This window comes from Bradyrhizobium sp. CCBAU 51627, assembly GCF_028128765.1.
In the GTDB taxonomy this organism is placed as follows: Bacteria; Pseudomonadota; Alphaproteobacteria; order Rhizobiales; family Xanthobacteraceae; genus Bradyrhizobium.
This window is the reverse complement of the sequence record NZ_LBJG01000022.1, coordinates 148619-161926: the sequence shown is the minus strand read 5'-3', so window position 1 is coordinate 161926 and position 13308 is coordinate 148619. Positions and strand designations below refer to the sequence as shown.

Sequence of the window (13308 nt, the reverse complement as noted above, 5' to 3'; positions counted from 1 at the left end):
CATTTTCCGCGACGCGAAAGCATTCGCCACGTCATGGCCGGCCGGGCATGACGGCCTCTGCATTGTTGAAGCGACTACGCCCCCGCCGCGTTGTTCGCGATCACGTTGCGATAGAAGCTCGCACTCAGCTTTGGCGTCCGCACCTGGGTTTCGAAATTGACATGATAAAGCCCAAAGCGCTTGTTGAGCCCGAACACCCATTCGAAATTGTCCATCAGGCTCCATAGAAAGTAGCCGCGCACCGGAACGCCCTCGGCGGTGGCGCGCTGGAGCTGGGCGAGATAGTTGCGCAAGTACATGATACGGTCCGTGTCACAGATCTTGCCGTCTTGCATGACCTGGTCGTCGCCGGAGGCGCCGTTTTCGCTGATATAGATCTCATTCGTCTTCCAGATTCTGGCAGCCAGCTTCGGCACCCAGTAGATCGTCTCGGGGCCGACGCGCAGCCAGTCCGAATTCATGTGCGGAAACGATTTCGGGATCGGCAGCGGCATGAAGCCCGCGCCCTGGTCGGTCGCGACGATGTAATGCTGCGGCGCGTAGATGTTGAGGCCGAGGAAGTCGACCGGCGAGGAGATGATCTTCAGTTCCGCGTCCGTGTATTTTGGTGCATTGGCGCCGGCATATTTCAGAAATGCGTCGGTGTAGCGGCCGGTCATGATGACGTTGAGATAGCCGGCATTCAGCTCGCGCAACGCGATCTCGGTGGCACGCACATTCTCCGGCGTATCGATCGCGGGAATGCAGGCATCGACGTTCTCGGCCGGGCCGACACGCGTGCCGGCGCGGCCATGGGCGCGCACCGCCTGCACCGCGAGCCCGTGCGCGAGCGCGGTGTTGTGCCTGATCTGGTTCACGTCGGCTTGCGGCAAGGTGAGGCCCGGCGCGTCGATGCCGATGCCATAGCCGAAATAGACGAAGCGGCCGCTCTCGTTCAGCGTGAACACGTTCTTGACGCGATCGGTCAGCTGCTCGGCGACATAGGCCGAATAGTCGCCGAAGATCTTGCAGGTCTCGGTCGAGCGCCAGCCGCCGAACCGGTCCTGGAGCGATTGCGGCAGGTCCCAATGATAAAGCGTCAGCCACGGCTCGATGCCGTTCTTCAGGAGCTCGTCGACCAGGCGATTGTAGAAGTCCAGTCCTTTCGGATTGGGCTTGCCGTCACCGTCCGGGAACACCCGCGGCCATGCCACCGAGAAGCGATAGGCCTTGCAGCCGAGCTCCTTGATGCGTGCGATGTCGTCCTTGTAGCGATGATAATGCTCGACGGCGCGATCGCCCGTGGTGCCGTCCTCGATCTTGCCGGGGATGCGGACGAACTTGTCCCAGATCGAGGCCCCCCGCCCGTCCTCATTGACCGCCCCCTCGACCTGATAGGACGACGTCGCCGTACCCCAGACAAAGCCCGTCGGGAAACTTGCCACGTTGCGCGACTCCGTAGCCGGCCTGGCGTCGGCGACCTCAAGCGGGCCCGTCATTGCAGCTGCCGACACCCCCGCGATTTTCGCGAACTGGCGACGCGAGACCTTGTCCGACATTGACGCTGCCTCGAATTGATTGATGCGGCGGCACAATGACGGGACGCAGGCGGTTTGAGAAGCGCCGGCACCAAATTTTTGAGGATGCAGAATTGCGCTGCTCCCGGGCGCGACATGTCGAAGCAGGCGATGCGGCCGGCCGCGCCGGCTCCTGCGCTCAGCGCGATCGTTTCGGCAGCTTTGGCAGCTTATCGGGATTGAAGACCGGAATCTGCGTTGCCCGTTCGGATGCCGCCGCCGGCTGTTCCGTCAGAATGAGCGTTCCCTGAAGGATGACTCCCCGCGCCTGCCCTGATGTCGCCGTATAGGTCGCAATCTTGCCGGGGCACGTCCCCTCGATGTCCAGCGTGAGCTCATCATAGACGCCGAAGACCGTGTCACGTCCCTCAGTATGACGCTTCGTGGACACGGTCGCGGTGAAGCGATCGCCATCGATCTTACAAGAGCCGTGATACGTCATCAGGCTGTCGCGGCCCCAAATCTGGCCGTCTGCGACATGGACGATGCCGGTGCCTTGGTCGAGCGGCGTCTGGAACCATGCCGCATAGGTACCGTCCTTCAGCATGGGAGCAGTCTCCCTTGGTCTTCCTGTGCTGATCATCGGCACAACTAGCGCTAAGAAACCATTAATTGCACAGCCCGTGCCAATCCGGGGACGTGGACAAACCGTTACTCCATTCGTCCAGACCCGCGGCAACTGCCGCGCCTTGCGCCCAATCCGCGGTGGAGGGCGCCCGCACTCCCGACCTGCCTCAGAATGTCACCCGCATCCCGGCATAGAACGCGCGCGGCCGTGCCGGGCTCAGCGAGCGCGGGTCGGTGAAGGGGGCTCCGCCATTGCTGAAATTGGGCACCGCGGTGGTGTCGAAGAAGGTGCCGTAGGTCGCGTAGCGGTTATCGAAGATGTTGTCGACCCTGCCGTAGACCTGCACGTTCTTGGCGACCTGGTACGACGTGTGCAGGTTGAACACGGCGTAGGACGGCAGCTTGGCCTCGACATTGGCTTCATCGCCGACCAAATACTGGCTGGAAACCCATAGCGCCTCGCCACCGATCTTCCAGACGTCGGTCACGGCATATTCGACACCGGCCTTGATGCGGTGGCGCGGCACGGCCGGAATCTGGTTGCCGGGCACGACCTGGATGAGGCCGCCATTGGGCTTGGCCGTCGGGCTATTGGACGACAGCTCGAGAGCGTCGAGAAAACGCGCGTCCACGAAGGCGTAGCTGGCATGAAACTGAAGCGCTTCCGATTTCAGATTGACCTCGGCCTCTAAACCCTGCCGGCGTGTCGCGCCGACGTTCTGGAAGAAGCCAAACCCCTGCCGCCCCGCCACGGGCAGACCCATGATGTCGTCATAATTGGTGGCGCGGAAGCCGCCGACCTTCCAGCCGAGCGTGCCGATGTTCAGTTCCTTCGTGCCGCGCAGGCCAGCTTCGACCGTCTTGGACACCACCTGCTTCAGCGGCGGATCGGAGACCAGAAAGGACGCGATGAGGCACGGATTATTCGGATCGGCGCAACCGAGCTCGAGCGGGGTCGGCACCCGGTTGGCCTCGGAGTAGCCGGCATAGGCGGTGAGCTCCGGCGTGATCTTGTAGGTGCCGCCGATCACAGGGTTGAAGCGGTCATAGGTGTGATCGCCGTTGAGATCGATGCCGAGCTGGTCCTCCAGCGTGACATGGGCGTGGTTGAAGCGGCCGCCGCCGGTGATGGCGAAGGCATCGGTCACGTTGAAGGTGTCGAGCGCATAGAGGCCGGTATATTGATTGACAGTGCGCAGCGACACCGGCCCCATTTCGCCGGTCGCGGGCGTGCCGGATTTGCCGAGAAGAATTCCGCTGCCGGTGACGACGAAGTCCGAGCCGATGGTCCCAAGTTCGGCCGTGGCGTTGAATCGCGTGACGCTGGCATCGAAGCTGGCGCCGAGCACGAAACGGTTCTCATGATCGAACAGCCTGTCCGTGTTGGTCGCCTGGCCGGAGACGCCTGACGTGGTCGACCGTGTCGTCGTTCGGTCGAGCTCGCCGAGCAGTGTTCCCGAGGGGAAGGGATTGGTGAGCTGGGCACCATTGAGACCGTTCGCCGGCGTCGTATTGTCGTCAAAGCAGAGCAAGCTGGCCACGGCGCATTCCTGCACATTGGTAGGGTTGCCGTCGGCCACGCGCTGCTCGAACACGCGCGCATGCGCGGTGCCTTCGAACGTCCAGGTCGGCGTGGCGTCGACCTTGCCGGTGAGGTTGACGTAGCCGACCCGGTTGTTGGTGGTCTGGGGGTTGGTGTAGATCGCGCCCCAATATTGCTGCAACAGCTCGGCGGGAACGGTGGCGGACGCGCCGAAATTGTTGTTGGCGAGCCCCATATTGACGTGGAATTCGCTGTCCCCACCCTTGTAGCCGACATCGCCGTAGAAGCGTCGCACGTCCGATTGCGAGGAGGTGCGGAAGCCGTTGTCGTGCAGGCCTTCGAGCGCGGCATAGACGCCGTAATTGGCGTCGACCTGCTTGCCCCATTGCGCCGAGCTCTGGATGCGCCCGAACGAACCACCCATCGTGTCGATCTCGGCGCCCTGGTAGGTAAAGCCGTCCTTCATTTGCAGATTGACGGCGCCGCCGAGTGCATTGAGCCCGAAGGCCGGATTGTTGGTCACCACGGTGACCGACCGGATCGCAGCGGTCGGGATCAGGTCCCAATTGACGCTGTCAGTAAACGCCTCGTTGATGCGCACGCCATTCTGGTAGACAGCGAGCCCTTGCGGTGTACCTGTGATCGGCGAGGCGACAAAGCCGCGAAACTCGACATTCGGCTGGAACGGATTACCGCTCACCTCGGTGATGTTGACGCCGGCGACGTTGTCGCGCAGCGCATCCGTCACGTTCAGCGAGCCGGTCCGCTTGATCTGGCTGGCATCGACCGCATTGATGCTGGAGGGAATCTTGTCGACGTCGAGGCCCTTCGCATTGCCGGGCGCCGTTGGATAGACGTAGATGCGACTTTTGGGTTTGCCGGAGTTCACGACACGTGCCGCCGTTCGCGGCGCGCTTCGTCGCGCAGCTGGCTGCGGCGCCACCACCTCGACCGCGGGCAAATTCTGGACGTTGGTGTCTTCATCCGTCGCGGCCATGCCCGCGTCGGTCCAAAACACCAGCCCCGTCGACATAGAAGCGATCAAAAGCTTTCGCGCGCCCATCCCCTGCCCGTCCCCATTCCCACGCGTCGGCTGTTTTGAACGTCGCCGATTGCCTGGAGAAGTGTAGTCGCCCCTTACGGATGCACCAGCCACAAAAGGTCGGGCAATATCCGCACCCATTTTCCCGACCAAATCGGGAATTCTTCCCGATTTGAAATTTTCCTCATCGGACATGGTCAGGCCTCTGCAGTCGGAACCAGTGCCTCGATGGTGACGCCGCCCTCGCCCGACACCACGTTGAGCGTGCCGCCCAGCGCCAGGATGCGCTCGCGCATGCCGACAAGACCGAAGCCGAGTTTCTGGCCGGGCTCCATACCGTGACCGTTGTCGCTGATCCGCACCCGGGCACAGAAGCGGCCGTCGCGACCCGGCTGCTCCGCCGGCTCGATCACCACCTTGATCGCGGTCGCGCCGGCGTGGCGGAATGCATTGGTGAGCGCCTCCTGCACGACGCGGTAGATGGTGAGGTCGGCGGTCTCCCCCATGACGCCGAGCGCTGGCGAGACTGTGGTCTCGATCCTCACGTCGGGACGCGATTCCCGCCACAGCCGCGACAGCGATTCCAGCGCCTTGCCAAGACCAAGCTCGGCAAGGCCGACCGGCCTCAAGCGCTCCAGCACGCGACGGGTGAACTGCTGCAGCGCATTGATCTGCTCGAGCAGTGCGCCACCGTGCTTTCGCACGGCCTCTGCACTTGGCGCCCGTCCGTCGGACAGCTTCGCCAGCGCGCTGGCATGCGCGCGCAGCGAGAACAGATACGGTCCAAACTCGTCATGCAGCTCGCGCGCGATCTCCTTGCGCTCGACGTCCTGGAGCGATACCGCGCGCTCGGCAAGCCGCCGCTTGTCCTCGACCGCCTCGCCAAGGGTTGCCGCCAGATGATTGAGTTTTGTGCAGATCGCCGCGAGCTCGGGCGCGCCGCCAGGCGTGACGCGCGCATCGTAGTCGCCGTCCTCGATCTCGGCCATGGTTTGCGCCAGCGACTCGAGCGGCGCGAGCGCCCGGCCGACCACATTCATCATGACCAGAAACAGCACCAAAGCGATCACTGATCCGACCTCGAGCTGCGTGAGAATCGCATCCCAGATCTCGGCGATCTCGTCATTGGGATGCGAGGTGATGACGAGCGAGCCTGACCTGCCATGGACAGAGACCGGCACGCTGACAGCGGTCTGCTCGGGATGAACCAGGTTGACGAACCAGGCCGGCGGCCCGGGCGTGTCATCATCGGTCTCGGGCCGCGGCGGCGTCAGCGGGTTCCCGCCGGCATCCCGGAGCGCGATGCTGACATGGCGCAGGCGATTGAGGTCACGCGCGATCTGGTTCAGCCGGGCATCGGGATCCGGCGCCTCGTTGAGATCGGCAACGATCATTTCGATGAATTCGCGCGCCAGCCGGATCACGCTCTGGTCCTCGGCCTGCACGCGGGGAGCGGCCTCCGCAACCTGGCGGGCGATGTTGACGGCGAGCCCGAGCGCAAGCAGCAGCGCCAGCAGAAGGTTGATGCGCCCGCGCAAGGATAGATTTTGCCACATTGCTTTCGTCTGCCCTACCCAAGGACCGCGTGCGCCTGTCCGATAGCGTTGACAGAGGCAAAGCGCCCGATATCTAATCGGAAGCGTACAGCAATCCCGGCCGGGTTGCATGACCGGAGACACTTCCTCGTTCGGCATCATGCGGCGCGAAAACAGGCAAGTTCGACCGGAACGCGCTGTCACGGGGAAACGCCTATGCGCATTCTGATCGTCGACGATCATCCCATTGTCGCCTCCGGCTGCCGCGCCGTATTGGCCGACGAAGGCGAGATCGAGATTCTGGAAGCCGCCGATGCCGAGGATGGCGAGAGCATCTTCATCGTCGAGCGCCCCGACCTTTGTGTCATCGACATCAACCTGCCGACCGTTTCCGGCTTCGAACTTGCGCGCCGCATCCTCGAGCGCGCGCCGGAAGCGCGCATCATCATGTTCAGCATGAACGACGACCCCGCCTTCGCCGCCCGCGCGATCGAATGCGGCGCCAAGGGCTATGTTTCAAAGACTGGCGACCCCGATGATCTGGTCGAGGCGATCCGCACCGTCGGTGGCGGCAGCACTTATCTGCCGAGCGAGATCGCGCGCAGCATCGCTTTCGCTGGTCCCACGTTGGCCCAGAGCCCGCTCTCGAAGCTGAACGCACGCGAGATGGAGATCCTGCGGCTGCTGAGCGCCGGAAAAAGCCTGTCCGAGATCGCCTGGCTGGTGCAATCGTCCTACAAGACGGTCGCCAACACCTCCTCGATCATGCGCCAGAAGCTCGGAGTGAAGACCTCGGTCGAACTGGTGCGGCTGGCGATCGACAGCGGCGTGGCGTAACAAGCGCGCCACAATTTCGGTCACACAAGCATTGCATTCTCGATGTGGTGAGATGCCAGGGAGCTAACGGCATGACGATCCAGACTGTCTCGACCAATCGATCCTACGGCGGCGTGCAGGGCGTGTATCGCCACGCGAGCCAAGTCACCGGAACCGACATGGTGTTCTCGGTCTATGTTCCCCCGCATGCCGACGGCGCCAAGCTGCCTGCGGTCTGGTACCTCTCCGGCCTCACCTGCACGCATGCCAACGTCACCGAGAAGGGCGAATTCCGCCGGGCCTGCGCCGAACTCGGCCTGATCTTCGTCGCGCCCGACACGAGCCCGCGCGGGCCCGACGTGCCTGGTGATGCCAACAATGCCTATGATTTCGGGTTAGGGGCCGGCTTCTATGTCGATGCCACACAAGAGCCGTTCGCGCGCAACTACCGCATGTGGAGCTATGTCACCGACGAATTGCCCAAACTCGTAGCGGGACATTTTCCCGTCGATGCTAAGCGCCAATCGGTGATGGGCCATTCGATGGGCGGCCACGGCGCGCTGACGGTGGCGCTGCGCAACCCGCACCGCTATCGCGCGGCCAGCGCCTTCGCCCCGATCGTGGCGCCGTCACAGGTGCCATGGGGGATCAAGGCGCTGACCGGCTATCTCGGGCCGAACAAGGATGCCTGGCGCAGCCACGACACGGTGGCGCTGATCGAGGACGGCGCCAAGTATTCAGGCTTCCTGGTCGATGTCGGCGAGGCCGACAACTTCCTCAAGGAGCAGCTCAAGCCCGAATTGCTCCAGGCCGCCTGCACCAAGGCCAACATCCCGCTGACGCTGCGGCGTCAGCCGGGCTATGACCACAGCTATTATTTCATCTCGACCTTCATGAGCGATCATCTGCACTGGCATGCGGAGCGGCTGAAGGGGTGAAGGCTGCTCGATGCTTTCTTCCTTCTCCCCTTGTGGGAGAAGGTGGCGCGAAGCGTCGGATGAGGGGTCTTCCACCGCGCATTCAATGAGAGTTGGACTCGCGGAGAGATAGTCGCTCACCCGGCTTCGCTTTGCGAAGCCACCCTCTTCCACAAGGGGAGAGGGTGGAGCGGCGCTCGCCGAGAGAATATCCTACTACGGCTTGCCGTAGTTCGGCGCGAGCAGGCGATTGCGGATCAGATAGCTCATCGTGCGCAACCAGGTTTCATCCGTATTGCCGCGCATGTCGGCGCTTGCCGCCGTGATCATATTGCCGGTCTTCACGTCGCGTAGATAGATGTTCAGGTTGATAATCAGGTTCGAGACCTTCTGCACCATGCCGGTGATTTCGACATCGGCGCCCAGCTGAGCGGCAAGCTTGAGATCGCAGCCGCCGCAGGCTTGCAGATTGCTATGACGGGCAGCATCCCTGACAGGCGCAATATCGAGCACCTGGAACTTGCCTGAATCGGCCAGTTCCTTGCGCAGCTGCTCGCTGATGCGAGCAAGGCGTGCCTCCTCGGGCTTGGAGCCGTAGAACTCGCCGGGCAGGCTGGTGTCGACCAGCTCGAAATCGAACACGGCAAGTTTCGGCGGATCGGCGAACGCGGCCGATCCCGTCGAGAGCAATGCGGCGAAACACAGCAGCGCTCGCACGATCGTGATTCCGGCGCTTGCGCGCGTGCGGACGAAATGCGGGGTTGCAAGCCTTGCCAAATCGGTCATGCTTCCAGCAGAAACAATTCTCCACCGGCGGTCAAGCCGGGAGGATTTTTGGAGGAAACATGATCCGGTGGATGGTCGGCCTGATTGGCCTCGCATTTGCGGCGACGCAGGCGCTGGCGGCCGACCCCATTGAAATCGGCGTCGGCTATCTCGGCGTCGCCGGCAGCAGATCGACGCTGTCCCTGGTCGAGCAGCCGGCCGAGAATGACGGCGTCGCCGGCGCCAAGCTCGCCATCGAGGACAACAACACCACCGGAAAATTCCTGAACCAGCATTTCACGCTGGAGGAGCGTCGCATCAAGGCGGGCGAGGACCCGGTCCAGGCCGCGAGCGCACTCGCCGAGAAGGACGGCTTTATCATCGTCGACCTGCCCGCCGACGCGCTGCTGAAGGTCTCCGATGCCTTGCGCGATCGCGGCACGCTGCTGTTCAATGCCGGCGCCATCGACGAACGGCTGCGCGAGGCCGATTGCCGCGCCAATGTCATCCACTCCGCGCCGACACGGTCGATGCTGGCGGATGCGCTCGGCCAATATCTGGTGTGGAAGAAGTGGTCGCGCTGGCTGCTGGTGGTCGGCTCGCACGACGAGGACAAGCTCTACGCCGATGCGCTGAGGCGCGCCGCAACGCGGTTCGGCGCCAAGATCGTGCAGGAGCGCACCTTCGAGGACACCGGTGGGGCGCGCCGCACCGACTCCGGCGTGACGCTGATCCAGCGCCAGATGCCGGTGTTTACACAACAGGCGCCCGCCTACGATGTGCTGGTCGCCGCCGACGAGAGCGAGGTGTTTGCAGCCTATCTGCCCTACCGCACCTGGGATCCGCGGCCCGTCGCAGGCTCGGCTGGCCTGGTCCCGCGCAGCTGGGACGCGGCGCAGGACCAGTGGGGCGCGACGCAGATGCAGAACCGCTTCATGAAGCTGAACTCGCGCCGCATGACCGCGCTCGACATGCAGGCCTGGACCGCGGTGCGGATGATCGGCGAGGCCGCGTCACGCACCAATTCCGGCGATGTCAAGAAAGTCACCGACTTCATCAAGGGACCGAATTTCGAGATTGCCGCCTTCAAGGGCACGAGGCTCACCCTGCGCGACTGGAATCTCCAGCTGCGCCAGCCAATTCTCCTCGTCGACGGCCGCATGGTGGTGTCGGTGTCGCCGCAGGAAGGATTTCTGCACCAGGTCTCCGAGCTCGACACGCTCGGCTACGATCGCCCGGAGAGCAAATGCAAGCTGAAATGAGGGTTCGGATGTTGCGTGCGGGATTGCTATCCGCGCTGATGCTGGCGGCGGCGCCAGCGCATGCCTTCATCGCCTATGTCTCGAACGAGAAGAGCAACACCGTGTCGGTGATCGACACCGACAGCTGGACGGTGACCAAGACCATCAAGGTCGGCCAGCGTCCGCGCGGCATCGAGTTCACCCGCGACGGCAAATTCGTCATGGTCGCGGTCGGCGACGACGACACGATCCAGATGATCGACGCCAAGACGCAAGGCATCGTGGACACCCTGCCCTCCGGTCCCGACCCCGAATTGTTCACCCAGGACGCAGCCGGCAAGACGCTCTATGTCGCCAACGAGAACGACAACACGGTGACTGTGATCGATCTGGAAAAGCGCGCCCGTCTCGGCGACATCCAGGTCGGCGTCGAGCCCGAGGGCATGACCATCAGCCCCGACGGCAAGACCCTGATCAACACGTCGGAAACGACCAACATGGCGCACTTCATCGACACTGGCTCACGCCAGCTCGTCGCCAATGTGCTGGTCGATGCGCGGCCGCGCTTTGCCGAATTCAAGCACGACGCGTCCGAATTGTGGGTGTCCTCCGAGATCGGCGGCACCGTGTCGATTATCGATCCGCAAAAGCATGTGGTGATCGGCAAGGTCACTTTCGAGATTCCGGGCTTGCGGAAAGAGGCGATCCAGCCGGTCGGCATCGGCATGACCAAGGACGACAAGACCGCCTTCATTGCGCTTGGCCCCGCCAACCGCATCGCCGTGGTCGATACCGCCACGCGCAAGGTGACGAAATATCTCCTGGTCGGCCAGCGCGTCTGGCACATGGCATTCACGCCGGACGAAAAGTATCTGCTCACCACTAACGGCGTCTCCAACGATGTGTCCGTCATCGACGTCGCCGCGCAGAAGGTCATCAAGACCATTCAGGTGGGCGAATTGCCCTGGGGCATCACGATCGCGCCATGACCAGCCCCGTCCCCATCGCAGAGCAACGCGAGACATTGAAGCCTGATCCGGTCGCGGTGCCGGCGCTGTCGATCGACGGCGTCAGCCATTCCTACGGCCCGCGCCGCGCGTTGATGAACGTGTCCTTCAACGTGCAGCCCGCAAGCTTCACCGCGCTGCTCGGCCTCAACGGCGCCGGCAAAAGTACGTTGTTCTCGTTGATCACGCGGCTGTTCGGCATCCAGTCCGGCCGCATCGGCATTTTTGGCCACGACATCAGCCGTTCGCCCGGTGAGGCGTTGCGGCTGCTTGGTGTCGTGTTCCAGCCGCGCACGCTCGATCTCGATCTGTCACTGACGCAGAATCTGCTCTATCACGCAGCCCTCCACGGCATCATCAGGCGCGAGGCGGCGGCGCGCAGCGCCGAGCTGCTGGCACGCATTGGCCTCACCGAGCGCGCCGGCAGCAAGGTGCGCGATCTCTCCGGCGGCCAGATGCGACGACTGGAGATCGCTCGCGCGCTGCTGCATCGGCCGCGGCTGCTCTTGCTCGACGAGCCGACCGTCGGCCTCGACGTCAAGGCGCGGGCCGACATCATCAGCCATGTCCGCCAGCTCGTCACCGAGCAAGGCATCGGCGTGCTCTGGGCGACGCATCTGTTCGACGAGATCATGGCTGGCGACGACCTTGTCGTGCTGCACCAGGGCAAGGTACTGGCGCAGGGATCGATGAGCCGCGTCATCACCGAGGCCGGCGCGCAGGACGTCAACACCGCCTTCATGCGCCTGACCGGCGCGCAAGTGATGCCCGGGGGCGGCGCATGAGCAGCATCACCACACGCGATGTGCCGCGCGGCTTCTCGGCCTCCGAGTACATGACCTGCCTCACCGGCATCGTCTGGCGCGAGGGCCTGCGTTTCCTGCATCAGCGCGAGCGCTTCGTCTCGGCACTGGTGCGGCCGTTGGTGTGGCTGTTCATCTTCGCCGCCGGCTTCCGCCAGGTGCTCGGCATCTCCATTATCCCGCCTTACGAGACCTATATCCTCTACGAGGTCTTCATCGCGCCGGGACTGATGGCGATGATCCAGCTCTTCAACGGCATGCAATCCTCGCTCTCCATGGTCTATGACCGCGAGATGGGCAATATGCGCACGCTGCTGGTGAGCCCGCTGCCGCGCGGCTTCCTGTTGTTCTGCAAGCTGCTCGCGGGCACCGCGGTGTCGCTGCTCCAGGTCTATGCGTTCCTGCTCATCGCCTGGTTCTGGGACATCACCCCGCCCCCGATCGGCTATCTCACCGTGCTGCCGGCGCTGATCCTGTCCGGGCTGATGCTGGGCTCGCTCGGCATGCTGATCTCCTCCGGCATCAAGCAGCTCGAGAACTTTGCCGGCGTGATGAACTTCGTCATCTTCCCGATGTTCTTTGCATCCTCGGCACTCTATCCGCTCTGGCGCGTGCAGGAGGGCAGCCCCTATCTGTACTATGTCTGCCAGGCCAATCCGTTCACCCATGCGGTCGAACTGATCCGCTTCGCGCTGTATGGGCAAATCAACTGGATCTCGCTGGCGGTGGTCGGAGGCTGCACAATCGTCTTCATGATCGCCGCGATCTATGCCTATGATCCGTCGCGCGGGCTGGCACGACGCGGGCCCGCGGGAGGCGAAGGATGATGCTTCGGACACTTGCCATGGCGGCCCTTGCATTCCTGGTCGCAGGCTCGGCCGCCCGCGCAGCCGATCCGCGCTATCCCAACTGGCCCTGCGCGCAGGCCAAGGTTCCTGACATTTCGCTCGCGGCTGTCTGGGCTGGTCCCCCGCTCGATGATGCCGAGAACAAGTGGAAGGACGACAGCAAGGTCAGCGCGCTGGTGTCCAAGCTCGCGGCGCGCAAGACGCCGCTGGACGAGGCCGAGAAGTCGGTGAAGGAATTCCTGGCGGGCTCCGCCGACAAGATCGCCAATGCCAAGCTGTTGTTTGCCGGCCTGTTCGACACCCTGAACGCCCAGCGCGCCCAAGTCATGAGCGGTCTTGAACGCATCAGCCACAAGCAGCGCGAGGCCGCCGACAGGATCCGCGAGGACACGGTCCAGCTCCAGACGCTCCAGGACGCAACGCCGCGCGACGACGGCAAGGTCGACGCCATGAGCAACCAGTTGATCTGGGAGACCCGCATCTTCGAGGACCGCCGCAAGGTTGTGCGCTTCGTCTGCGAGGTTCCGACCACCATCGACCAGCGCCTGTTCGCGCTCGGTCGCGTTATCCAGCAGGAAATGGAATAGCGTCAGCCTTGCTGACGGCTTTCATGAAAGTTCCCACGATATCAAAGCGATCCTGGATGTTGGCGCGCTATCTGCCGGAAC

Annotated in this window: 12 protein-coding genes; 7 read left to right on the top strand and 5 right to left on the bottom strand. The window is 63.4% G+C overall.

All coding sequences use genetic code 11. The annotated features are described in order from the left end of the window. Positions 1 to 74: 74 nt before the first annotated feature. The 4 genes from XH88_RS11730 to XH88_RS11715 form a co-directional block, all read right to left on the bottom strand. Positions 75 to 1538 (bottom strand): GH1 family beta-glucosidase, encoded by a 1464-nt coding sequence (locus tag XH88_RS11730; RefSeq protein ID WP_271615513.1) that lies wholly within the window; start codon positions 1536 to 1538, stop codon positions 75 to 77. Between the two features lie 157 nt (positions 1539 to 1695). Beyond that, entirely contained in the window at positions 1696 to 2103 is a 408-nt protein-coding gene (locus tag XH88_RS11725) for a hypothetical protein (protein WP_271615512.1), read from the bottom strand. A gap of 187 nt (positions 2104 to 2290) precedes the next feature. Next, positions 2291 to 4729 carry a TonB-dependent receptor gene (locus tag XH88_RS11720; RefSeq protein WP_271615511.1) on the bottom strand — a complete coding sequence of 813 codons (2439 nt, stop codon included), beginning with the start codon at positions 4727 to 4729 and terminating at the stop codon, positions 2291 to 2293. A 176-nt stretch (positions 4730 to 4905) separates the two neighbouring features. Beyond that, entirely contained in the window at positions 4906 to 6264 is a 1359-nt protein-coding gene (locus XH88_RS11715; RefSeq protein ID WP_271615510.1) for a histidine kinase, read from the bottom strand. A gap of 195 nt (positions 6265 to 6459) precedes the next feature. Here XH88_RS11715 and XH88_RS11710 point away from each other — a divergent pair, with 195 nt between their 5' ends. Both XH88_RS11710 and fghA read left to right on the top strand, forming a co-directional pair. Continuing rightward, a complete protein-coding gene (locus XH88_RS11710) occupies positions 6460 to 7080 on the top strand; it encodes a response regulator (protein ID WP_271615509.1) in 621 nt (206 codons plus the stop codon). 71 nt (positions 7081 to 7151) lie between these two features. Continuing rightward, the gene (gene fghA, locus XH88_RS11705) at positions 7152 to 7997 is read left to right on the top strand and encodes an S-formylglutathione hydrolase (RefSeq protein WP_271615508.1); all 846 of its coding nucleotides are present in this window, start codon (positions 7152 to 7154) and stop codon (positions 7995 to 7997) included. A 195-nt stretch (positions 7998 to 8192) separates the two neighbouring features. Here fghA and XH88_RS11700 read toward each other — a convergent pair whose 3' ends face one another. Beyond that, complete coding sequence (locus XH88_RS11700) at positions 8193 to 8762, bottom strand: DUF3280 domain-containing protein (protein ID WP_271615507.1); 570 nt, start codon at positions 8760 to 8762, stop codon at positions 8193 to 8195. Between the two features lie 59 nt (positions 8763 to 8821). Here XH88_RS11700 and XH88_RS11695 point away from each other — a divergent pair, with 59 nt between their 5' ends. Genes XH88_RS11695 through XH88_RS11675 form a run of 5 tightly spaced genes read left to right on the top strand, consistent with a single transcriptional unit; the run spans position 8822 to position 13227 of the window. Next, positions 8822 to 10003: an ABC transporter substrate-binding protein gene (locus XH88_RS11695; RefSeq protein ID WP_271615506.1), complete on the top strand. Its 1182-nt coding sequence runs from the start codon at positions 8822 to 8824 to the stop codon at positions 10001 to 10003. Next, entirely contained in the window at positions 9988 to 10971 is a 984-nt protein-coding gene (locus XH88_RS11690) for a YVTN family beta-propeller repeat protein (RefSeq protein ID WP_271615505.1), read from the top strand. The genes XH88_RS11695 and XH88_RS11690 overlap by 16 nt, the downstream gene beginning before the upstream one ends. Next, a complete protein-coding gene (locus XH88_RS11685; RefSeq protein WP_271615504.1) occupies positions 10968 to 11774 on the top strand; it encodes an ABC transporter ATP-binding protein in 807 nt (268 codons plus the stop codon). Before XH88_RS11690 ends, XH88_RS11685 begins: the two co-directional genes overlap by 4 nt. Continuing rightward, positions 11771 to 12619: an ABC transporter permease gene (locus XH88_RS11680; RefSeq protein ID WP_271615503.1), complete on the top strand. Its 849-nt coding sequence runs from the start codon at positions 11771 to 11773 to the stop codon at positions 12617 to 12619. Before XH88_RS11685 ends, XH88_RS11680 begins: the two co-directional genes overlap by 4 nt. Beyond that, positions 12616 to 13227, top strand: coding sequence for a hypothetical protein (locus tag XH88_RS11675; RefSeq protein WP_271615502.1), 612 nt, complete (start codon positions 12616 to 12618; stop codon positions 13225 to 13227). Before XH88_RS11680 ends, XH88_RS11675 begins: the two co-directional genes overlap by 4 nt. Positions 13228 to 13308 lie beyond the last annotated feature (81 nt).